Raw genomic sequence first — 26,940 nt, 5'->3', positions numbered from 1 at the left:
TCGACTATAAGGCTCGCTTTAGCTCGGCAAGGAATGCCGTGCGAATTCTTTGATGACCGGGCCGGGCGGTGGCCGCTAGCGTGCCGCCATGAGTGAGATCACGGCGATGCGGGTGCTGACGGTCAACGCGGGACGCGCCCGGAAGGCGGACTACACCAACGCCCCGAGCGGCGAGACGGGCATAGCCAAGGTCCCGGTGGAGGGGGCCGTACGGGTGGCGGACCCCGGGCCCAAGGGCGTCGGCGGCGGGGGCGTGGCCGGGGACGCCGTGTGCGACCGGCGCCACCACGGGGGTTCCCACCAGGCGGTGTACGCCTTCGCGCGGGAGGAGCTGGACCGCTGGGAGCGGGAGCTGGGGCGCCCGCTGGCGAACGGCTCGTTCGGCGAGAACCTGACCACGCTGGGCGTCGACGTGGACGGGGCGCTGCTCGGGGAGCGCTGGCTCGTCGGCGCCTCGCTGGTGCTGGAGGTGACGGACGCGCGGGTGCCGTGCCGGACCTTCGCGGGGTGGCTGGGCGAGCGCGGGTGGGTGCGGCGGTTCACCGAGCGGGGCGCGCCGGGGGCGTACCTGCGGGTGGTGGAGCCCGGTGAGATCCGGTCGGGCGACCGGGTGGAGGTCGTGCACCGGCCGGACCACGGGGTGACGGTGGCGCTGGCCTTCCGGGCGCAGACGACGCGGCGCGAACTGCTGCCGGAGGTGCTGGCGGCGGGCGCCGCGGCCCACCCGGAGCTGCGGGAGGCGGCACTGAGGTACGCGGCGGGCACGGGCGGGGCGGGCGGTGAGGGGGGCGCCGTCGCGGAACCGGTTGCCTGACGGGCCGGGCGGTCGCGGGGCCGGGGGGCGGGCGGCGGGCGGTCGCGGGGCCGGGCGGCGGGCAGGGCCGGGGGGCGGTGGCCGGGGGGGCGGGCAGGGCCGGGTGGGGCCGGGGGGCGGGCGGTCGCGGGGCGGTGGCCGGGCGGCGGGCGGTCGCGGGGCGGGCGGTCGCGGGGTCGGGGCCGGGGGGGGCGGGGCGCCGGACGCGCGGGCCCGCCGCTGCGGGCGGTGCCGGTGGGGAGGCGGCGGGGCACTAACGTGCCGCGTATGACGAGTGCACTGATTACTGGCGCGACCGCGGGTATCGGGGCCGCCTTCGCGCGGCGGCTGGCGGCCGACGGCCATGACGTGGTCCTGGTCGCCCGCGACGCGGAGCGGCTCCGCGAGCAGGCGACCGAACTGCACGACCGGCACGGCGTCGAGGCGGAGGTGCTGTCGGCGGACCTCGCCGAGGACGCGGGCATCGCGGCCGTGGAGGCGCGGCTCGCCGACCCGAAGCGGCCGGTGGACCTGCTGGTCAACAACGCCGGCTTCGGCAACAAGGGCCGCTTCCTCGAAGTGGGGATGGCCGACGAGCTGCGCATGATGAAGGTGCACTGCGAGGCGGTGCTGCGGCTGACGGCCGCGGCGACGGCCTCGATGCGGGAGCGGCGGCGGGGCGGCGTGGTCAACGTGGCCTCCGTCGCCGCCTTCGTGCCGCGCGGGACGTACGGGGCGTCGAAGGCGTGGGTCGTGCAGTTCACCCAGGGCGCGGCGCGGGACCTGGCGGGCAGCGGGGTGCGGCTGATGGCGCTGTGCCCCGGTTTCGTCCGGACGGAGTTCCACCAGCGGGCCGGGATGGGCACGGACGGCATCCCGGGCTGGATGTGGCTGGACGCCGACAAGGTCGTGTCGGACGCGCTCGCGGACCTGGCGCGCGGCCGGACCCTGTCCGTCCCGGACCCGCGCTACAAGGCGCTGATGGGCGTGGTGAAGCTGACCCCGCGCGGCCTGCTGGGCGGCATCAGCTCCCGCGCGGGCCGCAAGTACGGACCCCGGTAGGCGCGCCTCCGGCGGGGGCGCACGCCGGCGCGCAGGGCGGGGGCGTACGGCGCGTACGGGCCGGCACGTACGGCGGGCGCGTACGGGCCGGCGCGCAGGGCGGGGCCGGCGGCGGGCGCCCGGGGCGGTCAGCCGGCCGGCCGGCCGAAGGCCCTGCGGCCGTGGGCCAGGAAGGCGCGGACCGCCGGGGCGGGGGCGTCCTTCCAGACCAGGGCCAGCAGCGCCGGGTCGCGGGCGTCCTCGATGACGCGGGAGGTGAGCCGGTCGCCGTACGCGGCGGCCATCGACTCGCTGAGCACGGCGACGCCCAGTCCGCGCGCGGCCAGGTCGGCGACGGCGTCCGCCGCGCCCGCCTGGAGGGTGAGGGCGGGCCGTACGCCCGCGTCGGCGCAGGCGCGGTCGAGGACGGCGCGCAGGCCGGTGCCCGGCGGCATGCAGACGACCGGATGGTCGGCGAGGTCCCGCAGGGCGACGCCCGGCCGCTCCGCCAGGGGGTGCCCGGCCGGGACGGCGACCACGAGCCGCTCCCGGACGAGGACGTGCGCCCGCAGCCCCTCGGGGGGCGGGTCCGGGGTGCCGACCAGCGCCACGTCCAGGGTGCCCGCGCGGACGGCGTCGACCAGCAGGTCCGAGTCCGCCTCCCGCAGCAGGACCTCCACTCCGGGGTGCGCCTCGTGGAAGGAGGCGAGCGCGTCGAACAGCGGGGTGATCGTGCAGCCGACGACCATCCCGAGCGCGAGGCGGCCCCGGACCAGGCCCGTGACCTCGTCCACCGCCCGGCCGAGCGCCCCGGCGGCGGCGAGCGCGGCGCGGGCGTGCGCCAGGGCGGCCTCCCCGGCGGGGGTGAGCGTGGCGGTGCGGGTGGAGCGGTCGAACAGCTCCGCGCCCAGCTCCGTCTCCAGTCTGCGGATCTGCGCGCTGACGCCGGACTGGCTGATGTGCACCCGCTCGGCGGCGCGGGTGAAGTTCCGCTCCTCGGCGACCGCGACGAAGTACTCCAGCTGCCTGAGCTCCATGACCGCTGATTCTAGTTTCCAGCGCGAACATGCGTTGGACTTCTGATCGCCGGCTGGCGAGGCTGGACGGGACGCCGAAAGCCGGCAGCCGGAAGTCAGGAGGAACGCGCCATGCGAGAGCGGGACGAACGGGATGAACGGGTCGATCCGTACGAGCGGTACGAGAAGGCCGTGCGGCCCGAGGACCTCACCCGCCTGTTCGTGGAGCGGTCGAACGCCGGGGACGCGACCGGGGTGGCGGCGCTCTACGAGGAGGGCGCCGTGATGGCGTACCCGCCGGGGCGCACGACGGTCGGCCGGGAGGCGATCCGGGCGCTGTGGGAGCGGGTGCTGGCGGACCGGCCCCGCTTCGAGCCGGAGCCGCCGCTGCCCACGCTGGTCGGCGGTGACCTCGCGCTCACCTCGACGCCGCCGCGCGACGGGGCGGGGGCGCGGGCTCAGGTGGTGCGGCGCCAGCCCGACGGGAGCTGGCTGCGGGTGCTGGACCAGCCGGAGTTCACCCCGCCGCGCGCCTGAGCCGGGCCCGGCCGGCCGGGCGGGAGAACGGGCGAGGCCCGGTGCCCCCCTCGGGGGGCGCCGGGCCTCGTCGTGCGGGGCGCGCGGGGACGGCTCGGGGCCGGGTCCGCGCGGACCGGGAGGGGGAGCGTCAGTGCGAGTGACCGTGGCCGTGGCCGTGGCCCGCGTCCGCCGGCTCCTCCTCCTTCTTCTCCACCACGAGGGTCTCGGTGGTGAGGAGGAGGGAGGCGATCGACGCGGCGTTCTCCAGCGCCGAGCGGGTGACCTTCACCGGGTCGATGACGCCGGCCTTGACCAGGTCGCCGTACTCGCCGGTGGCGGCGTTGAAGCCCTGGCCCTTGTCGAGCTCGGCGACCTTCGAGGTGATGACGTAGCCCTCGAGGCCGGCGTTCTCGGCGATCCAGCGCAGCGGCTCGACGGCGGCGCGGCGGACGACGGCGACACCGGTGGCCTCGTCGCCCTCCTTGCCCAGGTTGTCCTCGAGCACCTTGACGGCGTGAACCAGCGCGGAGCCGCCACCGGAGACGATGCCCTCCTCGACCGCGGCGCGGGTCGCGGAGATGGCGTCCTCCAGGCGGTGCTTCTTCTCCTTCAGCTCCACCTCGGTGGCGGCGCCGACCTTGATGACGCACACGCCGCCGGCGAGCTTCGCGAGGCGCTCCTGGAGCTTCTCGCGGTCCCAGTCCGAGTCGGTGGTCTCGATCTCACCCTTGATCTGGGCGATGCGGCCGGTGACGTCCTCGGACTTGCCGCCGCCGTCGACGATCGTGGTGTCGTCCTTGGTGACGGTGACGCGGCGGGCGGTGCCCAGCACGTCCAGGCCGACCTGGTCGAGCTTGAGGCCGACCTCCTCGGCCACGACGGTGGCGCCGGTGAGGGCGGCCATGTCGCCGAGCATCGCCTTGCGGCGGTCGCCGAAGCCGGGGGCCTTGACCGCGACGGCGTTGAACGTGCCGCGGATCTTGTTGACGACCAGCGTGGAGAGGGCCTCGCCCTCGACGTCCTCGGCGATGATCAGCAGCGGCTTGGAGCCACCGGACTGGATGATCTTCTCCAGGAGCGGGAGCAGGTCCGCGATGGCGGCGATCTTGCCCTGGTGGATCAGGATGTACGGGTCGTCGAGGACGGCCTCCATACGCTCCTGGTCGGTGACCATGTACGGCGACAGGTAGCCCTTGTCGAACGCCATGCCCTCGGTGAAGTCCAGCTCCAGGCCGAAGGTGTTGGACTCCTCGACCGTGATGACGCCGTCCTTGCCGACCTTGTCCATGGCCTCGGCGATCAGCTCGCCGACCTGCTGGTCCTGGGCGGACAGCGCGGCGACGGCGGCGATGTCGGACTTCTCGTCGATCGGGCGGGCCGTGGCGAGCAGCTCGTCGGAGACGGCCTTGACCGCGGCGTCGATGCCCTTCTTCAGGGCGGCCGGGGAGGCGCCGGCGGCGACGTTGCGCAGACCCTCGCGGACCAGCGCCTGGGCCAGGACGGTGGCGGTGGTGGTGCCGTCACCCGCGATGTCGTTGGTCTTGGTCGCCACCTCCTTCACGAGCTGGGCGCCGAGGTTCTCGTACGGGTCCTCGACCTCGACCTCGCGGGCGATGGTGACGCCGTCGTTGGTGATGGTCGGCGCACCGAACTTCTTGTCGATGACGACGTTGCGACCCCTGGGGCCGATCGTCACCTTGACGGTGTCGGCAAGCTTGTTGACGCCGCGCTCAAGGGCGCGACGGGCGTCCTCGTCGAACTTCAGGATCTTCGCCATGGGAGCGATTCAGCCCTCTCGGTACTGGATGGAGAAAGAACGGCGCCCCTCGCCGCCCGGCGCACGTGCGGCAGCACAGCAGCGGGGGCCAGGGGCGCGGTTCACGGCACGTGGTGGATTACTTCTCGACGATCGCGAGCACGTCGCGGGCCGAGAGGACGAGGTACTCCTCGCCGCTGTACTTCACCTCGGTGCCGCCGTACTTGCTGTAGAGCACGACGTCGCCGGTCTTGACGTCGAGCGGCAGGCGCTCGCCGTTCTCGAAGCGGCCCGGACCGACGGCCAGGACGACGCCCTCCTGGGGCTTCTCCTTCGCGGTGTCCGGGATGACCAGGCCAGAGGCCGTGGTCTGCTCGGCGTCGAGCGGCTGGACCACGATGCGGTCCTCGAGCGGCTTGATGGCAACCTTGGAGCTGGTGGTCGTCACGATCCGACCTCCCCCTTCGGAGATCTCACGGGGTCAACTGTCTGAGGTGGCGACCAGGTGGATCCGTCGTCGCGGGTGCCGGACCTGCCCGTCGCTGTGTTGGCACTCTCCTGCGGGGAGTGCCAGAGCCGAGACTATGACCGCGGTTAGCACTCGGTCAAGCGGAGTGCCAGTCGACGACCGCGCGCCGCGCCCGGACCCGCACTGACGTGCGACGACGGAAGCCGGGTCGCCGGCCGCCGGGCGCGGCGTCTCACACGTAGTCCTCCAGGCGGGCCACGGCGTACCCGCGCTCGGTGATGGTGTCCATGGCCCGGCGGATCATGTCGGCCATCGACCCCTTCCACTCGCCGCGCCCCCGGAAGTGGGTGAGCACGATGTCGCCGGGGTGCAGGTCGCGGTCCCACTCGCGCCACTCCATGCGGTCCGGGAACGCCTCGGCCGACCACAGCGGCACCGCCTTGATGCCGCACGCGCGGGCGGCGCGCAGCGTGTCGGAGTCGTAGTTGCCGTACGGCGGGCGGAACAGCGTGGGGCGCTTGCCGAACTGCCGCTCGATGGTGTCCTGCTGGCCGCAGATCTGCCGCTTCTGCTCCTCGTACGACAGCGCCGGCATGTACGGGTGGGTCAGCGTGTGGTTGTGCAGGGCCACGCCGAGGCCCTGCATGCGCTTGAAGTAGCCGTAGTCCTCCTTGACCAGGTAGTCGCTGAGGAACGCGCTGTACGGGATGTCCAGCTCCGCCATCATCCGCAGCAGCTCGGGGTCCTTGTCGGAGCCGTCGTCGATGGTGAGGAAGACGACGCGGTCCTTGGTGGGGACGGTGGTGAAGACGGGCGGGAGGCTGGGGTCGCCGACGCCGAAGCCCTTCCGGAAGGTGATCTCCGGTTTGACCTCGGGCGGGTCGGGGGGCAGGAGCGGCGTCTGTTTCAGGCCCCAGCGGCGGGCGACGGCGGCCCGCTGCGCCTGGGCCTTGCGGAACCTCTCGACGTACGCCCCGAGCGCGCCGGACGCGGTCTCCGGCCGGGCCTGCGGGGCCTGCTCGCCCCGCCCCCCGGCCGCCGGGGCCTGGCCGGTCCCGGCGCCGCCCTGGCCGGGCGGGGCGCCGGGGGCGGGGGTGCCCTCCGCCGCGCAGGCCGTGCCGAGGGCGGCGACGAGGAGGGCCGCGACCACCCCGAAGCCGGCGCGGGTACGGGCCTGGGCCCCGGTACGGGTCCGGGTCCGGGTCTGCGCCCTGCTCCGCGCCTGCGCCCTGGTCCGGGCTCGCGTCCGTGTCCCGGCCCCCGCTTTCGTCGGATTTTCGGATGAACGGTGATTTTGTCGTACAAGCTGCATGGCGCCGCATCCTGTCAGCGCGCCGCCCCGGCACCACGGCGACACCGCCGCCGGGCCGGGCGCCGTCCCCCGGCCGGCCCACACTGGACCAGAATGGGACGGGTGACCGATCTCGCCGCCTTCTCCGCCCTGCTCACCGACGAGGGCCGGGGTCTCCTGACCGACCTGCGCCACTACGACCCGGCCCAGGAGCTGGCCGTCGCCTCCCGGCTGCGCCGCGACCACCCGGCGGAACTGGTGTCGGCGGCCCTCGGGCAGGCGCGGCTGCGGCAGCGGGCGGTGGCGAAGTTCGGCGCGGACGACGCGTACGCGATGTTCTTCACGCCCGCCGGCGTCGAGCAGTCCACCCGCGCCTCGGTCGCCCGGCACCGGGCCGCCGCCTTCGCCCGGCTCGGCGTGCGCAGCGTCGCCGACCTGTGCTGCGGCATCGGCGGCGACGCGATCGCGCTGGCCCGCGCGGGCGTCCGCGTGCTCGCCGTCGACCGCGACCCGCTCACCGCGGCCGTCGCCCGCGCCAACGCCGAGGCGCTGGGCCTCGCCGACCTGATCGAGGTGCGCTGCGCCGATGTGACGGAGGTCGACACCTCCCCGTACGACGCGGTGTTCGTGGACCCCGCGCGGCGCGGCGGGCGCGGCCGGATCTTCGACCCCGAGGCGTACTCGCCGCCCCTGTCGTGGGCGGTCGACACGGCCCGGCGCGCCCGGCACGCCGCCCTGAAGGTCGCGCCCGGCATCCCCCACGAGGTGGTGCCGCCGGAGGCCGAGGCCGAGTGGATCTCCGACGGCGGGGACGTGAAGGAGGCCGTGCTGTGGTTCGGCACGGCCCCCGGTTCCGTACGGGCGACCCTGCTGCCGTCCGGCGCCACCCTCGCCGTGACGGAGCCGCCGCCCCCGCCGCCGGTCCGGCGGGCGGGCCGCTACCTGTACGAGCCGGACGGCGCCGTCATCCGCGCCCACCTGGTCGCGGAGGTCGCCGCGCGGGTGGGCGGCGGACTGCTGGACGAGACCATCGCGTACGTCACGGCCGACGAGCTGCGGCCGACCCCGTACGCCACCGCGTACGAGATCACCGACGCGCTGCCCTTCCACCTGAAGCGGCTCAAGGCGCTGCTGCGGGAGCGCGAGGTGGGCACGCTGACGGTGAAGAAGCGCGGCTCGGCGGTGGAGCCGGAGGAGGTGCGCCGCCGGGTGAAGCCCAAGGGGCCGAACGCGGCGACGGTCTTCCTCACGCGCGCGGCGGGCGCTCCGGTGATGCTGATCGGCCACCCGGCGAAGCCGGCGCCGGACGGGCGGGACTGAGGAGCCGCACGGCCAGCCGGTAGTGGGCCACCGCCTTCGCCGCGCCCGCCAGGCCGCTCAGCCACAGCAGGAGCCCGGCCCCCATCCCGTACGCGACACCGGTGTACGAGTCCTCGCCCGGCCGGGCGCCCGCGGGCACCGCGAGGCAGATCCCCAGCCCCGCGGCGCACAGCGCGAACGACACCAGCAGCCACGCGAGGCTCAGCCCCGGCGCCCGGTGGCGGGCGTCCGGGCCGGGCGCCCGGTCGAGCGAGGCCCAGCGGGCGAACAGCCGGTGCGCCGCCGCGTCCCGGCGCACCCCGGCGACGTGGAAGTACGCGGCGGGTACGAGCGCCCCGGCGCCCGCCAGCGCCAGGACCAGGCCCAGGAGGAGGCCGAACGGGTCAAGGGCGTCGGCGAACACGGCGAGCGCGGCGCCGAGCAGGCCCCAGCCCGCCTCCAGGAGCAGCAGCCACAGCAGGAACAGGGTCAGCCTGCCGGCGCCGAGCATCTGACGCCCCAGCTCGCCGAGCGCCCGGTCCCGGTCGGCGAGCAGCGCCTCCCGGTGGGGCCAGGCGCGCAGGTGCGGGGGCGGCGGGGGCGGGGGCAGGGCGCGGGACGTCACGGGCCGAGGCTAACCAGCACCGGGCCGGCCGGACCGAGGGGGGGGCCGCCCGGACCGGCGCGAGGACCACGGCGGGACCTCGCGGCGCGGGGGCCGAGGCGGGACCTCGCGGGACCGGGGGCCGAGGCGGGACCTCGCGGACGGCGGGGCTACGGCGTCACGTCGCGGGAGACGAAGCGCCAGCGGTGGACCGGCCGGGTCAGCAGTCCGGCGGGCGGCTCCGGCAGCTCGGGCACGTCCGCGTCCGTCCCCGGGGCGTCCCACCAGGTCATCACCAGGACCCGGTCGGGCTCGGCCGTGAACGTCTCGCGGCGCAGCGGCTCGGCGCGCAGGCGCTGGGCGCGGGCCCACTCCAGCAGCTCGGCGCCCCGGCCGGACTCGGCGCGGGCCTCCCACATCAGCGTGACCGTCACGAGTACAGGTTCTCCTTGCTGATCTCGTGCAGGTGGTCGTGGTCGTGATCGTGGCCGTGGCTGCCCGGCACGTGGGGGTCCGTGACCGGCAGCGACGAGTCGGCTGACAGCCCCAGGTCGGAGGCGGGCCGGTTGCGGGCGACCATCTCGGCGCCGAGCGCGGCGACCATGGCGCCGTTGTCGGTGCACAGGCCGGGGCGCGGCACCCGCAGCCGGATGCCGGCCCGCTCGCAGCGCTCCTCGGCGAGGGCGCGCAGCCGGGAGTTGGCCGCGACCCCGCCGCCGATCATCAGGTGGTCGACGCCCTGGTCCTTGCAGGCCCGCACGGCCTTGCGGGTCAGCACGTCCACGACCGCCTCCTGGAAGGACGCGGCCACGTCCCGTACGGGCACCTCCTCGCCGGCGTTCCGCTTCGCCTCCACCCAGCGGGCGACGGCGGTCTTGAGGCCGGAGAAGGAGAAGTCGTACGCGGGGTCGCGCGGCCCGGTCAGTCCGCGCGGGAACGCGATGGCGGAGGGGTCGCCCTCCCGCGCGAGCCGGTCGATGACGGGGCCGCCGGGGAAGCCCAGGTTCAGCACGCGGGCGATCTTGTCGAAGGCCTCGCCCGCCGCGTCGTCGATGGTGGCGCCCATCGGGCGGACGTCGGAGGTGATGTCCGGCGCGAGGAGCAGCGACGAGTGGCCGCCGCTGACCAGCAGGGCCATCGTCGGCTCGGGCAGCGGGCCGTGCTCCAGCTGGTCGACGCAGATGTGCGAGGCCAGGTGGTTCACCCCGTACAGGGGCTTGCCCAGGGCGTACGCGTACGCCTTCGCCGCCGAGACGCCGACGAGCAGCGCGCCCGCGAGGCCGGGGCCCGCAGTGACGGCGATCCCGTCGAGGTCGCGCGCGGAGACTCCGGCGTCCTTCAGGGCGCGCTCGATGGTGGGGACCATCGCCTCCAGGTGGGCGCGGGAGGCGATCTCGGGGACGACGCCCCCGAAGCGGGCGTGCGCGTCCACGCTCGACGCGACGGCGTTCGCCAGCAGGGTGGTGCCGCGGACGATGCCGACGCCGGTCTCGTCGCAGGAGGTCTCGATGCCGAGGACGAGGGGTTCGTCAGCCATGGGTCTCAGCGCTCTCAGTGGTCCGGTCGGTCGGGTCGGTCGGGTCGGTCGGGTGGGGCCGGGGAGCCTCGGGGGTCGGGCGGGGCCGGGGGGCCTCGGGGCCCTCCAGGGCTCCGGGCGCCTCGGGGGCCGCGTCGGCTTCGAGGGGCCCGTCCGGGTCGGCCGGGTCGGCCGGGTCGGCCGGGGGCCCGGCGTCCGGCGCTTCCGCCGGGTCCTGGACGGTCAGCCGCATCACGAGCGCGTCGACGTTGCCCGGCTGGTAGTAGCCCCGCCGGAACCCGATCGGCTCGAAGCCGAAGCGCTCGTACAGCCGCTGCGCGCGGGTGTTGTCCACCCGTACCTCCAGCAGCACCTCCGCGCACTCGAAGGCGGTGGCGTTGTGCAGCAGCTCGGTCAGCAGCCGGGCGCCGAGGCCGGTGCCCCACTGGTCGCGGGCGACGGCGATGGTCTGGACGTCGCCGAGCCCGCCGGCCGCCGCGAGACCCGCGTACCCGACGATCCGCGCCGGACGCCCGGCCACGGCCGGCCCACCGGGTCCGGTCGCCCCGGCCAGCCCCGTACCGGCCGCCGCGGCGCCGCCCGCCCCGGCGTCCGCCGGCACCTCCGCGACGACGTACCGCCGGGTGGAGCGGGGGCCGCGCGCGTGGGCCAGCTCCGACCAGAACATCCCCTCGGACCAGGCGTCCTCCGGGAACAGCTCCCGTTCGAGCTCCAGCACCGGCGCGATGTCCCACCAGCGCATCTCGCGCAGCACGGGCCCGGTCACTTCGGCGTGACCACCTTGTAGTTCTTCGGCACCTGCGCGTCGGGGCGGCGCAGGTACATCGGGCGGGGCTCGAGCAGCTCCTCGCCGGCCGCGAGGCGCTCGGCGGCCAGCGCGGCCAGGGCGGCGGCCGACTGGTGCTCCGGGTCGCGGGCCTCCCCGAACACCTCCCCGTACAGCCGCGCCCCGGCGCCGACCGCCGGGAGACCCGCGACCCGCTCCGCGATGTCGGCGGGCCGGTCGACGGACGGCTCGGTCGTACGGGTGCGGTGGTCGTCGTACCGCGCCCAGTAGACCTCCTTGCGGCGGGCGTCGGTCGCCACGACGAACGGCTCGTCGATGCCGGAGGCGTAGGCGAGCCCGTCGAGCGTGCACACCCCGTGGACGGGGACGCCCAGCGCGGAGGCGAAGGTGACGGCGGTGACCAGGCCGACGCGCAGCCCGGTGTACGGGCCGGGGCCGACGCCCACGACGATGCCGGTGACGGCGGCCGGCTCCCGGCCGGCCTCGCCGAGGACGCGGTGGACGGCGGGCAGCAGCAGCTCCCCGTGGCGCCGGGCGTCGACCTGCGCGTACTGGGCGAGGACCGACCGCCCGTCGTGGAGGGCGACGGTGACGGCGGGGGTGGCGGTATCCATGGCGAGCAACAGCACGCGAACAGCCTACGGCGCCCGCGGGGCGGGCACGGCGCCCCCGTACCGGCCGGACGCTGGTGCTACGGTCACACCGATACGTCGTATGAGAGGTGGAGCAGCGTGGCAAGGAGCAGCTCGGGATTCGTGGCCGGGCTCACGGCGGCGGCGCTCGCGGCGGTCGGCTTCCTCGCCTACCAGGCGTCGGCCGCCGCCCCCGCCGACCTCCGGTCGGGGACGAAGGCCACCGGCTCCCCCTCGCCGTCCGCGTCCGCCGGCCCCTCCGCGCCGGGCGCGCCGGGCAAGCCCGCGAAGGACCCCCTGGCGCTGCCGCCGCAGTCCGGTTCCGGCGAGCGGGTCGTGTACGCGCTGGCCGACCGCCGGGTGTGGCTGGTCGACGAGGGCGGCAAGGTCCTGCGCACCTTCCCGGTGATGCCGAGCGCGGTCAGCCCCGCGCCCGGCACGTACGCGGTGACCTCCCGGTCCGGTTCGGTGCGCGGCTCGGACGGGGTGCAGGTGGAGCACGTGGTGCGGTTCGCGACGGTCGACGGGGTGACGGTCGGCTTCAGCGCCGCCGTGGACGGCTCCATGTCCAGCCCGGACCCGAGCCGCCGTACGGGCGGGGTGCGGATGGCGCGGGCGGACGGCGACGCGCTGTGGACGTTCGCGACGGTCAACGCGCCGGTCGTCGTCATCCCCTGAGCCCTGGGCCTGCACCGGGCCTGAACCCGCGCTGGGCCTCGGCCTGGCCCTGGGCCTCGGCCTTGTCTTGACCTGGCTCTGGGGCAGCGGCCTGGCTCTGGGGCAGCGGCCTGGGCCATGACCCAGGGTCCGAGTCCGGACCTGCGCTTCGGGGCCTGGGCCCCGGACATGGGTTCGGGCTGGCCCCCTCGGGCCGCCAGCGGGCCGCCTCCGGCCCCTCGCCCTCGTACGCCCCGTGACCGCTGTCAGGCGGCGCGGGGCGTTTCGCCGCCCCGGCCCCGGCCGGGCGTGCGGCCCTCGCCGGACGGTGCGTCCACGGACGGCGTGCCTCCGCCGGAGCCACCAGGGCCACCAGGGCCACCAGGGCCACCAGGGCCACCGGGGCCGCCGGGTCCGTCGGCGGGGCGCGGACGGGCGGCCGGGACCGGGGCCGGGCGGGGTGGGGTGGACACGGCCGCCGCCGCCGCGCAGGACGCCAGCAGGTCGCGCATGGAAACCTCCGACGGCTCCCGCAGGGCCGGGTGCTGCTGCGGCATGGTTGCCTCCTGCCTCCGCTGGCGAGGTGGGTAAGGTAAACCTAACCACCGACTGGTCTCCATGTGACCACGGGCCGGAGGCGCGGCGCAACAATTTACCGACACCTTGTCGGAAAGTACGGCGGGAGCGGCGCCCGCGGTACCGCTTCGCGGACGCGCACGCTCAGCGCGCGGCCAGGTCCACGCCCTGCCAGCGGGCTCCCACGCCGGTGAGGGTCACCTCGCGCCGGTCGTCGTCCGTGGCGCCGACGACCCGGTCGATCACCACGTGCAGCCGGTCGTCGGTCAGCTCCTCGACCTTGCCGTCGCCCCACTCGACCACGACGACGGAGTCGGGGAGCGAGACGTCGAGGTCCAGGTCCTCCATCTCGTCCAGGCCGCCGCCCAGCCGGTACGCGTCGACGTGCACCAGCGCCGGGCCGCCGGTCAGGGACGGGTGGACGCGGGCGATGACGAAGGTCGGGGAGGTGACCGCGCCGCGCACCCCGAGGCCCTCGCCGAGGCCGCGCGTCAGGGTCGTCTTGCCGGCGCCCAGCTCGCCGGTGAGCATCACGAGGTCGCCCGGGCGCAGCAGCCGGGCGAGGGCGCGGCCGAGGTCCCGCATCTCGTCGGGCGAGTGCACGGTGAGACGGGCGGTGGCGGCCGGGGAGGGCGTGCCGGGCGTGCCGGACGGGGCCGGGGTGCCGGCCGGGGCGGACGGGGCCGGGGTGGTGGCGGCCGGGGCGGTGGCGGCCGGGGCGGCCGGGGTGGGGGCGGGGCCGGGGGTGCCGGAGCCCCCGGTCACATCGGTGTGCGCAGCTTCCATACCTGCAAACCTAACCGCTGCGGCCCGCCGTCCCCGGGTCGTCCAGGGCCGGCACCCCGGCCCGCGCCAGCAGCTCCACCAGCCGGGCGGTGACCGTGTCGGGGTGCTCCAGCATGACCAGGTGCCCGCCGCCGGGGACGACGACCAGCTCGGCGCCCGGCAGCAGCGCGGCGACGGCCTCGGTGTGGGACGGCGGCGTCACCAGGTCCCTCGCGCCCGCCAGGGCGAGGACCGGGACGCCCGTCTCCGCGAGCGCCGCGAGCGCGTCGGCCTTGTCGTGCTCGGCGAACGCCGGGTAGAACTCGGCGACCACGTCGATGGGCGTCGCCTCGATCATCCGCTCGGCGAACCGGGCGACGACCGGGTCCACGTCCCGCGACCCGAAGCCGTACCGCTTGATCAGGCCCGCGAACAGGTCGGCCGTCGCCCGCCGCCCCCGCTCCACCAGCTCCGCCCGCCCCCCGAGCGCCCGGAGCACGCCGGGCAGGGCGCGCTGCACGGCGTGGGCGGGCAGGGCGGGCAGGCCGTAGGTCAGTTCGGCGAGCCGTCCCGAGGAGGTGCCGAGGAAGGCGAAGGCGGCCACCCGGTCCCGTACCAGCTCCGGGTACTGGTCGGCGAAGGCCATCACGGTCATCCCGCCCATGGAGTGCCCCACGAGCACCAGGGGCCCCTCGGGCGCGGCGGCGTCGACGACGGCCCGCAGGTCGCGCCCGAGGCGGTCGATGGAGACGGGGCCGGCGCCCCGGCCGGACCTGCCGTGGCCGCGCTGGTCCCAGTAGACGGCCCGCACCCGGCCGCGCAGGGCGGCGCGCTGGAAGTGCCAGGAGTCCTGGTTGAGGCAGTAGCCGTGGCTGAAGACGACGGTCGGCACGGCGCCGCCGCCTTCGGTGGTGTCGGGCTCCTCGGTCTCGTAGTGCAGGGGCGTGCCGTCGTCGGCCGTCGCGGTGCCGGGAGCGCCGCGCAGGGCGCCGTACGGGGCGGCGGCGTCGAGCGCCAGACGGGCCTTGCGGCGCATGCCCCGGCCCACGGTGAGCCGTTCGAGGGCGACCCCGGCGGCGGCGCCCGCGGCGGCGACACCGAGGGCGGCGCCGGCGAGCCCGGCGCGCCGCCGCCAGTCGGCCGCGCCCGAGGCGGCGTGGCCCGCGGCCGAGGCCGCGTCGCCCAGCGCGGCACCGCCCGCGCCGGCCGCCGCGACCGCCACGGCCCGAGCCGCAGCCCCGGCCCCGGACCTGGCGCCGGCCCTGCCCCCGGACCCTGACACGATCCCCTTACCCGTCCCCGTACCGGTCTCCGCCACGGCCGCCCCCGCTACTCCCGCTCGTGGAGGTGGACGCGCGGCACGCGGGAGCCGACGCGCGTGACGATCTCGTACGCGATGGTCCCGGCCGCCCGCGCCCAGTCCTCGGCCGTGGGCTCGCCGTCGTCGCCGGGCCCGAACAGCACCGCCCGGTCGCCGGGCTCGGCCTTGTCGTCCCCGAGGTCCAGTACGAACTGGTCCATCGCCACCCGCCCGGCCACCGTCCGCACGGCGCCGCCCAGCAGGACCGGCCCCCGGCCCGAGGCGTGGCGGGGGACGCCGTCCGCGTAGCCGAGCGGCACCAGGGCGAGGTGGGTCTCGCGCCCGGTGACGTAGTGGTGGCCGTAGCTGACGCCGAGGCCGGCGGGCGCCTGCTTCACGGAGGCCACGGCGGCGCTCAGCCGCATCACGGGCCGCAGCCCGAAGTCGGCGGGGGTGCCCAGCTCGGGGCTGGGCGAGATGCCGTACATCGCCACGCCCGTGCGGACCAGGTCGAAGTGGGTCTCGGGCAGGGTGAGGGTGGCGGGCGAGTTGGCCATGTGCCGCACCTCCGGCTCGGCGCCCGCCTTCTCCGCGTACTCCAGCATGTCGTGGAAGCGGGACAGCTGGGCGCCGATCGAGGGGTGGCCCGGCTCGTCCGCGCAGGCGAAGTGGGACCACAGGCCGGTGACCCGCAGGTGCCCGTCGGCCTGCGCCTTCAGGGCCTCGCCGACGAGGCGCGGCCAGTCGTCCGCCAGGCAGCCGTTGCGGCCCAGGCCGGTGTCGGCCTTCAGCTGCACCCGGGCGGGGCGGCCCGCGGCGCGCGCGGCCTCCACGACCGCGTCCAGCGCCCACAGTCCGCTCACCCCGATGTCGATCCCGGCCTCCACGGCCGCGCGGAACGGCCCGCCGGGCGTCCACAGCCAGCTCAGGAGCGGGGCGTCGATCCCGGCGGCGCGCAGCGCGAGCGCCTCGAACGGCGTCGCCGTACCGAGCCAGGAGGCCCCCGCCTCAAGCGCGGCACGGGCGCAGGGGACGGCGCCGTGCCCGTAGGCGTCGGCCTTCACGACGGCCATGAGCCGGGCACCGCCGGGCGCGACCCGCTCCCGTAGCGCGCGGACGTTCGCGCGGAGCGCGGCGAGGTCGATCTCGGCGCGGGCGCGGGTCTCGGGGCGCTCGGGCTCACAGGTGGCGCGGGGCTGCGGTGTGGTACTCATCGGGCCCAGTGTCTCAGGTGCCCCCCGGAACCCAGGGCTCCGCACCCTGTCGCCCACCTCACGCCCCGGCCCCCGCCGCTCACCCCCGACGGGCGCCGCGCCCCTCACCCACGCCCCGCGACCTCGACCGGTCCGGCTCCACGCCGACGAGACCCGCAGCACTGTCGCCATCGGGCGCCCGCGACCGCCGTCGTCGCCCTACCATCGAGAGGCGACCGCGACACCTGGGGTGACCGTGACCAACTGGGCCGACCTGACCACCGGAATGCGGATCAAGGCCCTTCGGGGCAGAGACTTCACCCAGCAGGGCCTGGCGGAGGCGGCCGGTCTGTCCGTGGCCCTGGTGCAGAAGGCCGAGCAGGACCGCGGGGAGCTGTCCGTCGGATCGCTGTTGAGGCTGGCGCACGCGCTGGACACCGACGTGGCCGTGATCCTCGGACAGCAGGCACCGCGCCGCGGCATGCGCCAGAGCGACCGCGCCGCGCTCCGCCGGCTCTCCGACGCCGTGCACGAGAGCGCGCTCGGGGAGTGGGACGGCATCGACGCCCCCAGCACGGCGGAGGAGCTGAGCAGGGCCCGCGACCTCGCGTGGGCGGCCTACTGGAACGGCGACAACGCGGGCGTCAGCACGTACGCCACACAGGTGCTGATGGAGGGTCAGGCGCGCTACGACACCGCCACGGGCGCCGAGCGTGCGCGCCTGGGCGTGATCCTCGCCGGCACCTACCGCGTCGCCGCGTCCTGCGCCACGGGCCTGGGACAGCGCGACCTCGCCCTCAGCGCGCTCACGTCCGCCCGGTACCTCGCCCGCGAGGCCGACGACCCGGTGATGACCGCGCTGCTCGACTCCACGCTGTCATGGGTGCATCTGCGCGGCGCCCGCCTGCCACGCGCCGCCGCGGTCGCGGAGCGGGCCGCCCTCACCGTCGAACCGTCGTTCAGCCGGCCGAGGCGCGAGCACCTGGCCGCGTACGGGCGGTTGATGGTCTCGGCGGCCGTGGCCGCGTCGCGACAGGAGAACGCCGGCCTCGCCGACGACTACCTGGCGCAGGCCCACGCTGCGGCGGCGCGGCTCGGTACCGACGTGACCCTGCACGGCACCCACTTCGGCCCCACCGCGACCAGGGCGGAAGCGGTCGGCGTGCACGTGGCGCTGAAGCAGTACCACCGGGCCCTGGAGCTCGCCTCCCATCCGGAGATGCGCACGCTCCCCGCGTCCATGACCAGGATCGCCCGCAACCGCTACCGGCTCGACGTGGCGCTCGCCCAGTGCGGGACGGGGCGGTACGAGAAGGCGGGCGACACCCTGGTCGAAGTGGGGCTCGACGCCCCCGAGTGGGTACGGCACCAGGCCCTGCCGGGCGTCATCGCGCGCCGCCTGGCCCGCGTGTCGACGGCACGCGTACGGCGCATCGGCGAAGCGATCGGGGTCCCGCTGCTCTCCTGACCCCTACGGAGCGTAGGACCGCGGCGCACACGGTCCCGCCGAGAGTCCTACGCACCATCACTTCACGGTGAGCGACCACCACCTCACCATGGGTGCATGAACGTGAACGCCTTGCCGGCGCCCGCGCCCCGACGCACGCCCGGCGACAGGAGCCGCCGCCGGCGCCTCTCCGCTGCCGCAGCCGGGCTGGAACCGGACGGGGTCGCCGCTGACGCCGTGGCCGTCGATGACCTCGCCCGCCGAGCGCGGGAACCACGAAGCCCGACGCCCGTACGCAGCGGCGGGCGGATCCCCGCATGGGGTGACCCGGCAGGGACGGTGCCTGAGGTACGCGTACCCACCCTCCACGAGATCCGCGCGCTCGACGTCGGGCTCGCGCGGATCGCCGCCGAGCGGGCCGCCGCCTGGGCGCGCGAGGTCGCGGCCGAGCGCGCGGACGCCGAGGAGCCCCGGTGACGTGCTGGCACCACACGGATCTGCCGTACGACCTCGCGGAGCAGGTCACCCGCCGATGGGCGGGCGAGATCACTCCCGAGCCGGGCGTGTACTGCATGGAGACCACCGGACACGGCGGCCGGCCGCACCGCGGGTGCCTGCTCGGCCTCGCGTACAGCGCGGTGTGGGCGGAGTGGTCCACCGGCCGGGCGCCCCGGCTGGTGGAGCTGCCCGACTGCCCGTCGCTCAGCGAGGACGGCGCGGACGGATGCGCCCTGTACGAGGACCACGACGGCCTGCACACCTGGCAGGGCCGCGACTGCTGAACCCGCCCGGAGGCGGAAGGGAGACGAGCGTGTACATCGTCGGCGACGTCGTGTGGGACAAGGACCGGGGCCGGGTCGGCACGGTCCGGGACCACCGGGCAGGGGTCCTGGACCTGCACGGCGGGACCGGGTCCGCGTGGCGGGCCGTGGCGCGGCGCTGCGCGCTGGTGGCCCCGGCGGCGTCCTCGCGGAGCGAGCCGCTGCGGCAGCCCCCCCGGCACGGCCCCGGTGACGGTGAGTCCGCTCGGCGTCCGAACCGGCGACTGGGTGCGGCTGGAGGACGACCGCGTGTACCAGGTCGAGGACATGCGGGCGTACGGGCCGGGCGGCCGGGTGCTGCACCTGCGGGGCCGGGCGCGCCCGTGGGTGATGACGCACGGCGAGCGGCAGGTGTACCGGCCGGTGGACGCATAGCCTGGGCAAGTCGTCGCGACGAGAGGACAAGAGACCGGAACATGCGTCCCGCCCGATTCACCGACCTGGTCATCGACGTCGTCAAGAACCAGCCCACCGCCACCCGCGTGCAGACCCTCGCCGAGGCCGGCGACACCCGCCACCCGTACGGCGTCGCCATCACCCGTGACGGCGGCGAGACGCGCTGGCAGTTCACCGGGCAGTTGCCCGAGGGGGCCAAGCACGAGGGCTTCGCGGACGAGCCGGTGACCGGCACGCCACCGGCCGCCGGGCCCGGCCCGCAGGCCGGTGACGATCCGGAGGCGTGGCTGGCCGCGGCCCTCGCACACGCCGAGTCCCCGGAGGTCGCGACCATCGAACGCTGGTCGACGCGCCCCGAGTCGGGCACGCGCAAGGGCCTCACGCTCACCTTCCACAACGGCGCGCGCATCTTCGCCCGCGTCCTCTGACCGCGCACCGGGGACCGCTCGCAGCCGAGCGGACGGTGTCGAGGTACCCGCGTACGTGGCCCCCGCCCCGCCTCGCCCTCTGCGTGTCGGGGCGCCCACCCTCAGTCGAGCGAGGCCAGCGCTTCGTACAGCGCACGCCCCTCGTGGGCGCGGTGCCGCATCAGCGCCCCGGCGGCCCGGTGCAACTCCTGCCAGGCGTGGGGCCGCCCGATCTCAGAAGCGTCGCTGATCACGTCCAGCGCGGCGCCCAGGGCCGCCTCCGCCTCCCCGGCGCCCGCGTACGCACGGGCCAGACACGCCCCGTACCAGGCGCGGTCCCGGCGGTAGGCCGGGGCGAAACCGGCCAGCCCCGCCTTCAGGTTCTCGGCCGCACGGCACCACTGTCCCAGGTGCAGTTCCGCCATGCCGCGCTGCGCCGCGAACCAGGACTCGCCGTAGAAGTACAGCCACGGAGGCGCGTCGGTGGCCTCGGCAATGATCCGCCGAGCATCGTCCAACCGCCGGTACGCCTCGTCGGCGTCGCCTGCGAGGGCGTGTCCGCGTCCTGCCATCTGGACGGCCATGGCCCTCGTCGCCTCGCTCGCTCCCGCCGTCGAGGCCGCGGCCTCCCCAAGTCGGACACACCGCTTGCCCTGGCCCTGGGACCAGGCGAGGTGGGCCTTCATGCTCATGGTGGTGGCCGCCATGTCCCCGTATCCGGATTCGAGCGCCCAGTCGTACGACCGGTCGAACCAGCCGAGCGCCACGGGGGCGTTGTCCTGGTCCTGGGCCATCCACGCGAGGAACTGGGCGTACTCCGCCATGAGCTTGACGAGCCGGTCCGCGAGCGGCCCGCGCGCCTGGTCGTACAGCCCGGCCACGGCCCGAAACTGCGCGAGCACCACACCGTTCATCAACCGCGAGCCCAGGGTGTCCTCGGCCCGCCGGTGCACTGCCAGTAAGCGGTCCATCTCGTCCAGGGACGCCGCGTCGAGACGCAGCCCACCAGAGGCGATCCGGGCCAGCCGGTCCGTTCCTGCCTCCGTGACCATATGGGGCAGCACGAGCGAGGGCAGCGGCATCTCCGCTGCCGGGCCGCCGAGGAGTTCGAGCGGGACGCCCAAGCCGTCGATGATGCGCTGCCGCACTTCGACCGATGTCACCGCCCGGCGCCGGTTCTCGATCGCGGACACGTCGGGTTGAGCCAGCCCGATGCGGGCACCGAGCACGCTCTGACTACTGCGGGTCAGCCCCCTCCACACCCGCAGCACCGCCGCCCAGTCCTCCCCCGCCACTGCGGACCGCAGCTCAGGATGCGCCCACACGTTCAGCTCCGCAGCCACCCCTGAAATATAGGACGGCCCTATAGGGCGCGGCAGTGGATCGGGAAGCTTCTCCTCGCCAAGGTGGTCATGGCGCCCCGAGGACCATGTCGGGGAGCACACCCCCCTCCAGCGGCCTGTGCACCGCCGTGCACAAGTCGGGCCGCCCCGTGCCGGAAGGAGAACGGCCATGACCACTTCCTCGCCTCCCCGCGACTCGCCGGGTGCCGGTGGACCGCCCCACCCGGTCCCCGAGCCCCGGCCGGGTGCACCCGGTCGGAGCTCCAGCCCGACCCAGAGGAGCACCGTGCCTGGCACCCCACGGCTCGCGACCGTCCCGCGTTCGGTGATCATGCAGCCCACCACGCAGTGCCTTCCCATGGACTGCACGTACTGCTATCTGCCCTTGCGCAAGAGGAAGCACCTGATGCCGGTGCACGTCGCCGAAGCCGTGGCCAGGCCGGTCAACGCGTGGGGCGCTGACGATCCCGCCTTCGAGGTCGTCTGGCACGGAGGCGAGCCGCTCGCGGCCGGACGTGAGCATCTGGCCGCTCTCATGGCCCCTTTCCACGGGGTAAGGCACAGCGTGCAGACGAACGCCGCTCTCGTCGACGACGCCTGGTGCGCGTTCCTGCTGGAACACGACGTCCATGTGGGCGTCAGCATCGACGGCCCAGAGGGCATGAACACCCACCGCCGTACCCTCGCTGGGCACCCGGGATTCGGCGTCACCATGCGTGGTATCGCGCGCTTACGTCGACACGGCATCCCCTTCTCCGCCATCGCCGTCGTCTCGGACCCGAACCCTGACAAGGCCGCCCGCCTCTACACGTTCTTCGCCGATCTCGGCGTCGACACCCTCGGCGTCAACGTCGAAGAGCAGGAGGGCGTCAACGTCGGCGTCAAGGAGATCGACCCGGAGCGAGCAGCGGAGTTCTGGGCGGCTCTCGCGGACGCCTGGCGTGCTCGCCCGGTCATCCGGTTGCGCGAGATCCAGCGCGTCCTCAACTTCGCCGACGCCGTCATCGGCGGTCGACCCACCACCCCCCACCCGGCCGCCTCGCCCTGGGATCCGCTGCCCACCATCGGCTACGACGGCGGTGTGGTGATGCTCTCCCCGGAGCTGGCCGGGTTCTCCGACGGCCGGTTCGGCGACTTCACCACCGGCAACGTCCTGCGCGACGCACTCGATGTCCTCGTGGCCGAAGCCGAAGAACGTACCCCCTGGATCACCGAGTTCTGGCGCGGGGTGGACGCCTGCCGCGCCACCTGCCCGACCTTCGCCTTCTGCGGCGGCGCCCACCCGGCCAACAGGTACTTCGAGCACGGCGGCCGGATGGACGGAACCACGACCCGCTACTGCACCACCTCCAAGATCGCCCTACTCGAAGGAGTCACGCGACATGTCCGCGAAAACACCTGCTGACGCCACCGCACTCGTGCTGGACTCGGCATTCGGGTTCGCGACCCTCCTGCAAGTGGCGAGCCCCAAGCCCCTCGCCGCCTTCGACAACCGGCCGACATGGGACAACACCTCGCCCGTCTTCGACAACCGGCCGAGCTGGGACAACTGGAAGAACAAGTAGCCGGCCCACCATCCGGGCGGTCCCGCCAACCAAGCGGGGCCGCCCTGTCACCACGATGAGGAGCACCACCATGGCCACCCGCACCCTCGGCCACGTCACCGTCACCCTGCCCGAGCTGGACGAGCCGGGCCTGTATCTGGCCGGCGTCGCGAGCTTGGACAGTCCTCGCGGCATGGTCCGGGACTTCATGTACGGGGAAGCCGAGCTGCGCTCGCTCGAACTGACCGACACCCAGCTCATCACCGGCCGCATGTACGGCGTCCGCTCGCAGCGGGTCGACTTCGAGGCCGTGAACCTCCACGGCGTCGAGATCGTCGGCAGCGATCTCGGCTCCGCCCGCTGGAGCGACAGCAAGCTGACCCGCGTCGTGCTGAAGGACTGCCGGCTGATGGGCGCCGCGCTGGTCGGTATCACGCTGGACGACGTCCTGTTCGAGTCGTGCAAGCTCGACTACGCGACGTTCCAGAAGGTCCGGGTCACGGGCCCCGTCGCATTCGTCGACTGTGTCCTCAACGATGCCGTCTTCACGGACTGCGACGTGTCCGGCACCGTGTTCTCCGCGTGTCCGATGAAACGGACCGGATTCGGGGCCGGCCGGTATCAGGACACAGATCTGCGCGGCAACGACCTGTCGGACATTCTCGGGGCAGGGAACCTCGCCAAGGCGCGCATCGGCCACGGCCAGCAGGTCGAACTCGCGGAAGCCCTTGTGCGCGAACTCGACATCACCGTCGGAGACGACTGACAGGGAGGACCCATGCCCTTGCGCATCGCTGTCAGCGATCTGGCCGCCCTCCGCGCACGTTGCGACATGGCCGATGCCCGCACCGCCGATGGCGGGCCGGAGTTCGAAGACGGGGCGGTGATCCCATCCGGGCTGTGGCAGCCGCTCACCGAGGAAGCGGGGAATGGACTGCTCGCACGGTCTTGGACACCGCCGAGCACCCTTGTGGAGATCGTCCGGCCTCCCTCTCCGACCGGCCACAGCCTGGACCACCTGGTGGCCCCCTTGGGTGATGCAAACGCGCGGTACCTCGGCCAGACCCTCGCCAGACCGGGCATGCTCACCACCACGGACAACTACCGGGACGGCCGTCTGATCGGGCTGCACCTCGACAACTGGGACAAGCTGACCTACGGACGCAAGCCGTTCGGTCGACGCCGCCTCGCGCTCAATCTGGGCCCCGGCATCCGGTACATCGTCCTCGGGGACCTGGACGCCCAGGCCGTCTGCCGGGCCGTGCACCCGGGGGACCACGCCCATCGCCATCCCCACACCGACGACTACCGGACGCACGTCGCCGCCGGCCACCCGATCCGCTGCTTTCGTGTCCGGATCAATCCCGGTGAGGGCTACATCGCACCGACGGAGTACCTGCTGCACGACGGCTCGACCGAGGGCCAGGACAGGCCGTCCGCGGTGGCGTTCTGGCTGGGGCGGTGGCCGTCCGGCACACTGCCCTCCTTGGTCTGACGCCGCGCGGCCCGTACGGGCCGGGCCCCCGCCGGTCGTGGTCCGCCGCTACGGCTCGGCGTACGGGTCGGGGTCGCCGGTGACGCGGTCGAGGCCCGCCAGGAAGCGGCGCTGCTCCTCGCGCCAGTGCACGAAGCGGGCCGGGGCGCCGTCCCAGAAGACCAGGCTGACCGGCGGGTCCTCGTACTCGTCGGCCAGCAGCCGGTACAGGAACTCCGCCATGCCGTACGGGTGGACGGCGAACGTCGGCGAGGTGTGCCGCCCGCACACGACGACCGGCCAGCGCTCCGGGTCCGGGTCCTCGGTGAGCCAGCACAGGATGTCCGGTCCGGCCGTGACGCCCCACGCCAGCAGGTGCCCGGGGTCGGCGTCCAGCGCCTCGCGGCCGCCCTCCGCGCGCCAGGTGTGCCGGACGTTCGCGGTCTCCTCCGCGAGGTCGGCGGGGGCCCACCGGGGGCCCTGCTCGGGCAGCGGCAGCAGGACCACGGCCTCGCCGTTGATGGAGCCGCCGCCGTACCGGGCCATGAAGTCCCGGTAGTCGGCGGGGAACGGCACGCCCCACCGCTCCTCGGCGGCGGCCCAGTCGACGCCCTCGTCCGCCCCGTTGACCGGCGGCATGATCCGCGTCAGCGCGGTGACGTGCGGGTGCTCCCCCACGATCCCTCCCACCCCTGAGAACGAGGGAATCTTACGCAGCCGTGCCACCGCCGCCCACGCCCGCGGGCGGCGGCGCCCACCGGCGCGGCCTACGTGTCCCGTACCGCGTCCAGGCAGCGGGCCGCCTGGGCGCGCAGGGCGTCGGCGAGTTCGGGGGGCGCCTCGGTGAGCGTGAAGTCCGCGTCGACCGAGGTCACCATCCACGCGAGGTCCCGGGGGCTCTCCGCGCCCAGGTGCAGCAGGCAGCTCTCCTCGTCGACCGGCTCGACCACGCCCATGCCGGGCCAGACGCGGTCGGCGACCGCCGCGGCGGGCTCGTGCAGCGTGACGGTGGCCTGGTACGGCCAGGTGCGCGACGACAGCCGGTGGGCCAGGTAGGCGGCCACGTCGCCGCCGGGCAGCTCGCGGGGGGCGAACCGCGGGCCGGTGGGCGTGCGCGGGGTGAGCCGGTCCACGCGGAAGGTGCGCCAGTCGGCGCGGCCGGTGTCCCAGGCGACCAGGTACCAGTGGCGGTCGAAGCTCACGAGGCTGTGCGGCTCGGCCTCCCGCACGCCCCGGCCGCCGCGGGGGCTCGCGTACTCGAAGCGCAGCCGCTCACGGCGGCGGACCGCCTCCGCGATGGCCATCAGCGTGTCCGCGGAGACCCGCGGGGCCGGCGCGGTCCCGGCCCGGACGGTGGCGGTGTGCAGGGTGCTCACCCGGTACGCCAGCCGCGCCGGGAGCATCCGCTCCAGCTTGGTGAGCGCGCGCAGCGAGGCCTCCTCGATGCCGGCGACCGAGCCGCCCGCCGCCGTGCGCAGGCCGACGACCACGGCGACGGCCTCGTCGTCGTCGAGCAGCAGCGGCGGCAGGGTCGTCCCGGCGCCGAGCCGGTAGCCCGCGGTGCCCCGGTCGGCGTGCACCGGGTAGCCGAGCGCGCGCAGCCGCTCCACGTCCCGGCGCAGGGTGCGGCGGCTGACGCCGAGGTGTGCGGCGAGTTCGGCCCCGGACCGGTCGCGGTGGGCCTGCAGCAGGGAGAGCAGCCTCAGCAGCCGCCCGGAGGTCTCCAGCATGCCCCCAGCCTGCCGGAGGTTGGGACCGTATCCGGCCTAACCCGGTCCTAGCGTCGCCGCCATGGAGAACAACACACCCGACGGCATCCGCCCCTTCCGCGTAGACGTCCCGCAGGACCGGCTCGACGACCTGCGGGCCCGGCTGGCCGCCACCCGCTGGCCCGACGAGCTGCCCGGCGTCGGCTGGAGCCGCGGCGTCCCGGTGGCGTACCTGAAGGAGCTGGCCGACCACTGGCGCACCGCCTACGACTGGCGGGCCTACGAGGCCGAGCTGAACGCCCTCCCCCAGTACACGGCCACCCTCGACGGGCAGAACGTCCACTTCCTGCACGTCCGCTCCCCCCGGCCCGACGCCACCCCGCTGGTGCTGCTGCACGGCTGGCCCGGCTCGGTCGCCGACTTCCTCGACGTCATCGGGCCGCTGACCGACCCGGAGGCGCACGGCGGCGCCGCGACCGACGCCTTCCACCTGGTCATCCCCTCGCTGCCGGGGTTCGGCTTCTCCACCCCGCTGGCCGGGCCGGGCATGGACACGTCCCGGATGGCCGGGCTGTTCACCCGGCTGATGGAGCGCCTCGGCTACACCCGCTACGGCGTCCAGGGGTACGACACGGGCTCCTGGGTCGCCCCGCACATGGCCCGGCAGGCGCCGGACCGGGTGATCGGCGTCCACGTCAACGCCCTGCTCACGTTCCCCGTCGGCGCGGAGGGCGAGAGGGACGGCCTGACGGAGGCCGAGCGGCGGCGCCTGCACCGGATGGAGAACTTCAACGACGGCTACCTGCAGTGCAACTCCAAGCGCCCGCAGACGGTGGCCTACGCCCTCACCGACTCCCCCGCCGGGCAGCTCGCCTGGATGGTGGAGAAGTACAAGGAGCTGACCGACCCGGAGGACGCGCTGCCCGAGGAGAGCATCCACCGGGACCGCGTCCTGACGCAGGTCTCGCTGTACTGGCTGACCGCCACCGCCGCCTCCGCCGCCCAGATCTACTACGAGGAGATCTCCGCGAGCGCCTGGGGCGGGGACGGGGCCGACGGCGGGGACGGCGCCGACGGCGGGGACGGCGCCGACGGCGGGGACGGCGAGGGCTGGAGCACCGGGGACACCGGGGGCGCCGACGCGGGCGGCACCGGGTGGGGCGGCGCGGACGGCGGAGGCTGGGGCGACGGTCACGAGGACTGGGCCGCCGCCGCGCGCGGGACCGTGCCCACCGCCGTACTGCTCTCCACCCACGACGTGACCATCCGCCGCTGGGCCGAGCGCGACCACAACGTCGTCCGGTGGACGGAGCTGGACCGGGGCGGCCACTTCCTCGCCATGGAGGCCCCGGACCTCCTCGTCGGCGACGTCCGCGCGTTCTTCGCCGGGCTCCGCTGACGGCGGGCGCTCCCGCGCCCCGCGCGGTGCGGGAGCGCCCCCTCGGTCCGACGGACGCGGCGCCCTGGCCGGCGGACGCGGCGCCCGAGCCGGCGGACACGCGCCCGAGCCGGCGGACACGGCGCCCTGGCCGTACGCCGGGCACCGCCCGGGGCGTACGGGCCC

General features: G+C 75.1%; 29 protein-coding genes and 1 pseudogene. 15 read left to right on the top strand and 15 right to left on the bottom strand.

Features of this window, described 5'->3' with window-relative positions; translation table 11 throughout:
* The first annotated feature begins 106 nt into the window (after positions 1 to 106).
* Together CP974_RS18575 and CP974_RS18570 are read left to right on the top strand one after the other, a co-directional pair.
* Entirely contained in the window at positions 107 to 814 is a 708-nt protein-coding gene (locus CP974_RS18575) for an MOSC domain-containing protein (RefSeq protein ID WP_069979869.1), read from the top strand.
* A 267-nt stretch (positions 815 to 1,081) separates the two neighbouring features.
* On the top strand, positions 1,082 to 1,855 hold the full coding sequence (locus tag CP974_RS18570; protein ID WP_069977669.1) for an SDR family NAD(P)-dependent oxidoreductase: 774 nt from the start codon (positions 1,082 to 1,084) through the stop codon (positions 1,853 to 1,855).
* Between the two features lie 128 nt (positions 1,856 to 1,983).
* Here CP974_RS18570 and CP974_RS18565 read toward each other — a convergent pair whose 3' ends face one another.
* Positions 1,984 to 2,871, bottom strand: a complete 888-nt coding sequence (locus CP974_RS18565; RefSeq protein WP_031133498.1) for a LysR family transcriptional regulator — start codon at positions 2,869 to 2,871, stop codon at positions 1,984 to 1,986.
* Positions 2,872 to 2,982: 111 nt separating this feature from the next.
* Between CP974_RS18565 and CP974_RS18560 the strand changes: the two genes are divergently transcribed.
* Positions 2,983 to 3,387 (top strand): YybH family protein, encoded by a 405-nt coding sequence (locus CP974_RS18560; RefSeq protein ID WP_051839669.1) that lies wholly within the window; start codon positions 2,983 to 2,985, stop codon positions 3,385 to 3,387.
* A 130-nt stretch (positions 3,388 to 3,517) separates the two neighbouring features.
* Here the strand turns inward: CP974_RS18560 and groL are convergent, their stop codons facing one another.
* The 3 genes from groL to CP974_RS18545 all read right to left on the bottom strand — a co-directional run bounded on the left by groL (position 3,518) and on the right by CP974_RS18545 (position 6,744).
* Positions 3,518 to 5,146, bottom strand: coding sequence for a chaperonin GroEL (gene groL / locus CP974_RS18555; protein WP_031133501.1), 1,629 nt, complete (start codon positions 5,144 to 5,146; stop codon positions 3,518 to 3,520).
* A 118-nt stretch (positions 5,147 to 5,264) separates the two neighbouring features.
* On the bottom strand, positions 5,265 to 5,573 hold the full coding sequence (groES, locus tag CP974_RS18550) for a co-chaperone GroES (RefSeq protein ID WP_017949608.1): 309 nt from the start codon (positions 5,571 to 5,573) through the stop codon (positions 5,265 to 5,267).
* Between the two features lie 253 nt (positions 5,574 to 5,826).
* A complete protein-coding gene (locus tag CP974_RS18545) occupies positions 5,827 to 6,744 on the bottom strand; it encodes a polysaccharide deacetylase family protein (RefSeq protein ID WP_031133503.1) in 918 nt (305 codons plus the stop codon).
* A gap of 255 nt (positions 6,745 to 6,999) precedes the next feature.
* Here CP974_RS18545 and CP974_RS18540 point away from each other — a divergent pair, with 255 nt between their 5' ends.
* Entirely contained in the window at positions 7,000 to 8,205 is a 1,206-nt protein-coding gene (locus CP974_RS18540) for a class I SAM-dependent methyltransferase (protein WP_051839672.1), read from the top strand.
* On the opposite strand, the gene CP974_RS18535 is transcribed toward CP974_RS18540, so the two are convergent.
* The 5 genes and pseudogenes from CP974_RS18535 to tsaB form a co-directional block, all read right to left on the bottom strand.
* On the bottom strand, positions 8,132 to 8,809 hold the full coding sequence (locus CP974_RS18535) for a hypothetical protein (RefSeq protein WP_037938389.1): 678 nt from the start codon (positions 8,807 to 8,809) through the stop codon (positions 8,132 to 8,134). The genes CP974_RS18540 and CP974_RS18535 overlap by 74 nt on opposite strands.
* Positions 8,810 to 8,958: 149 nt before the next feature.
* Positions 8,959 to 9,222, bottom strand: coding sequence for a hypothetical protein (locus CP974_RS18530; RefSeq protein ID WP_031133508.1), 264 nt, complete (start codon positions 9,220 to 9,222; stop codon positions 8,959 to 8,961).
* Complete coding sequence (gene tsaD, locus CP974_RS18525) at positions 9,219 to 10,325, bottom strand: tRNA (adenosine(37)-N6)-threonylcarbamoyltransferase complex transferase subunit TsaD (RefSeq protein ID WP_031133510.1); 1,107 nt, start codon at positions 10,323 to 10,325, stop codon at positions 9,219 to 9,221. The genes CP974_RS18530 and tsaD overlap by 4 nt, the downstream gene beginning before the upstream one ends.
* 175 nt (positions 10,326 to 10,500) lie before the next feature.
* Positions 10,501 to 11,067 (bottom strand): annotated as a pseudogene (locus CP974_RS18520) (GNAT family N-acetyltransferase); the annotation flags it as partial.
* Between the two features lie 20 nt (positions 11,068 to 11,087).
* On the bottom strand, positions 11,088 to 11,741 hold the full coding sequence (gene tsaB, locus CP974_RS18515) for a tRNA (adenosine(37)-N6)-threonylcarbamoyltransferase complex dimerization subunit type 1 TsaB (RefSeq protein WP_031133513.1): 654 nt from the start codon (positions 11,739 to 11,741) through the stop codon (positions 11,088 to 11,090).
* A gap of 102 nt (positions 11,742 to 11,843) precedes the next feature.
* Here tsaB and CP974_RS18510 point away from each other — a divergent pair, with 102 nt between their 5' ends.
* Positions 11,844 to 12,422, top strand: coding sequence for a L,D-transpeptidase (locus CP974_RS18510; RefSeq protein WP_078915725.1), 579 nt, complete (start codon positions 11,844 to 11,846; stop codon positions 12,420 to 12,422).
* Positions 12,423 to 13,121: 699 nt separating this feature from the next.
* On the opposite strand, the gene tsaE is transcribed toward CP974_RS18510, so the two are convergent.
* From tsaE to alr, 3 genes are all read right to left on the bottom strand, one after another.
* A complete protein-coding gene (tsaE, locus tag CP974_RS18500) occupies positions 13,122 to 13,763 on the bottom strand; it encodes a tRNA (adenosine(37)-N6)-threonylcarbamoyltransferase complex ATPase subunit type 1 TsaE (protein WP_223844639.1) in 642 nt (213 codons plus the stop codon).
* A gap of 10 nt (positions 13,764 to 13,773) precedes the next feature.
* Entirely contained in the window at positions 13,774 to 14,964 is a 1,191-nt protein-coding gene (locus tag CP974_RS18490) for an alpha/beta fold hydrolase (RefSeq protein ID WP_031129673.1), read from the bottom strand.
* A gap of 107 nt (positions 14,965 to 15,071) precedes the next feature.
* A complete protein-coding gene (alr, locus tag CP974_RS18485; protein ID WP_051839144.1) occupies positions 15,072 to 16,256 on the bottom strand; it encodes an alanine racemase in 1,185 nt (394 codons plus the stop codon).
* Positions 16,257 to 16,491: 235 nt separating this feature from the next.
* Here alr and CP974_RS18480 point away from each other — a divergent pair, with 235 nt between their 5' ends.
* From CP974_RS18480 to CP974_RS18465, 5 genes are all read left to right on the top strand, one after another.
* Entirely contained in the window at positions 16,492 to 17,703 is a 1,212-nt protein-coding gene (locus CP974_RS18480; RefSeq protein WP_031129675.1) for a helix-turn-helix domain-containing protein, read from the top strand.
* A 318-nt stretch (positions 17,704 to 18,021) separates the two neighbouring features.
* Positions 18,022 to 18,159: a hypothetical protein gene (locus tag CP974_RS29695; RefSeq protein ID WP_158100711.1), complete on the top strand. Its 138-nt coding sequence runs from the start codon at positions 18,022 to 18,024 to the stop codon at positions 18,157 to 18,159.
* Positions 18,156 to 18,464: a hypothetical protein gene (locus CP974_RS18475; protein ID WP_051839146.1), complete on the top strand. Its 309-nt coding sequence runs from the start codon at positions 18,156 to 18,158 to the stop codon at positions 18,462 to 18,464. Before CP974_RS29695 ends, CP974_RS18475 begins: the two co-directional genes overlap by 4 nt.
* A 228-nt stretch (positions 18,465 to 18,692) precedes the next feature.
* On the top strand, positions 18,693 to 18,878 hold the full coding sequence (locus CP974_RS18470) for a hypothetical protein (protein WP_031129677.1): 186 nt from the start codon (positions 18,693 to 18,695) through the stop codon (positions 18,876 to 18,878).
* 41 nt (positions 18,879 to 18,919) lie between these two features.
* Complete coding sequence (locus CP974_RS18465) at positions 18,920 to 19,327, top strand: hypothetical protein (RefSeq protein ID WP_031129678.1); 408 nt, start codon at positions 18,920 to 18,922, stop codon at positions 19,325 to 19,327.
* Positions 19,328 to 19,428: 101 nt separating this feature from the next.
* On the opposite strand, the gene CP974_RS18460 is transcribed toward CP974_RS18465, so the two are convergent.
* A complete protein-coding gene (locus CP974_RS18460; RefSeq protein ID WP_174887814.1) occupies positions 19,429 to 20,649 on the bottom strand; it encodes a helix-turn-helix domain-containing protein in 1,221 nt (406 codons plus the stop codon).
* Positions 20,650 to 20,818: 169 nt separating this feature from the next.
* On the opposite strand from CP974_RS18460, the gene amcB reads away from it, so the two are divergent.
* The 4 genes from amcB to CP974_RS18440 are packed head-to-tail and all read left to right on the top strand — an operon-like array spanning position 20,819 to position 23,688.
* Complete coding sequence (amcB, locus tag CP974_RS18455; protein ID WP_078915432.1) at positions 20,819 to 22,054, top strand: cyclophane-forming radical SAM peptide maturase AmcB; 1,236 nt, start codon at positions 20,819 to 20,821, stop codon at positions 22,052 to 22,054.
* Positions 22,032 to 22,214 (top strand): multiple cyclophane-containing RiPP AmcA, encoded by a 183-nt coding sequence (amcA, locus tag CP974_RS18450; protein ID WP_107066997.1) that lies wholly within the window; start codon positions 22,032 to 22,034, stop codon positions 22,212 to 22,214. The genes amcB and amcA overlap by 23 nt, the downstream gene beginning before the upstream one ends.
* 55 nt (positions 22,215 to 22,269) lie before the next feature.
* Positions 22,270 to 22,959, top strand: coding sequence for a pentapeptide repeat-containing protein (locus tag CP974_RS18445; protein ID WP_078915433.1), 690 nt, complete (start codon positions 22,270 to 22,272; stop codon positions 22,957 to 22,959).
* Positions 22,960 to 22,971: 12 nt separating this feature from the next.
* On the top strand, positions 22,972 to 23,688 hold the full coding sequence (locus CP974_RS18440) for a hypothetical protein (protein ID WP_140160841.1): 717 nt from the start codon (positions 22,972 to 22,974) through the stop codon (positions 23,686 to 23,688).
* A 48-nt stretch (positions 23,689 to 23,736) separates the two neighbouring features.
* On the opposite strand, the gene CP974_RS18435 is transcribed toward CP974_RS18440, so the two are convergent.
* Complete coding sequence (locus CP974_RS18435; protein ID WP_051839150.1) at positions 23,737 to 24,345, bottom strand: SMI1/KNR4 family protein; 609 nt, start codon at positions 24,343 to 24,345, stop codon at positions 23,737 to 23,739.
* Positions 24,346 to 24,434: 89 nt separating this feature from the next.
* Positions 24,435 to 25,397, bottom strand: coding sequence for a helix-turn-helix transcriptional regulator (locus tag CP974_RS18430; protein WP_031129684.1), 963 nt, complete (start codon positions 25,395 to 25,397; stop codon positions 24,435 to 24,437).
* Positions 25,398 to 25,458: 61 nt separating this feature from the next.
* Between CP974_RS18430 and CP974_RS18425 the strand changes: the two genes are divergently transcribed.
* Positions 25,459 to 26,775 (top strand): epoxide hydrolase family protein, encoded by a 1,317-nt coding sequence (locus tag CP974_RS18425; RefSeq protein WP_031129685.1) that lies wholly within the window; start codon positions 25,459 to 25,461, stop codon positions 26,773 to 26,775.
* The last annotated feature ends 165 nt before the right edge of the window (positions 26,776 to 26,940 follow it).

It is taken from the genome of Streptomyces fradiae ATCC 10745 = DSM 40063 (genome assembly GCF_008704425.1).
Lineage (GTDB): Bacteria > Actinomycetota > Actinomycetes > Streptomycetales > Streptomycetaceae > Streptomyces > Streptomyces fradiae.
The sequence above is the reverse complement of the archived record's forward strand: the minus strand, read 5'-3'. Positions and strand labels throughout refer to the sequence as shown.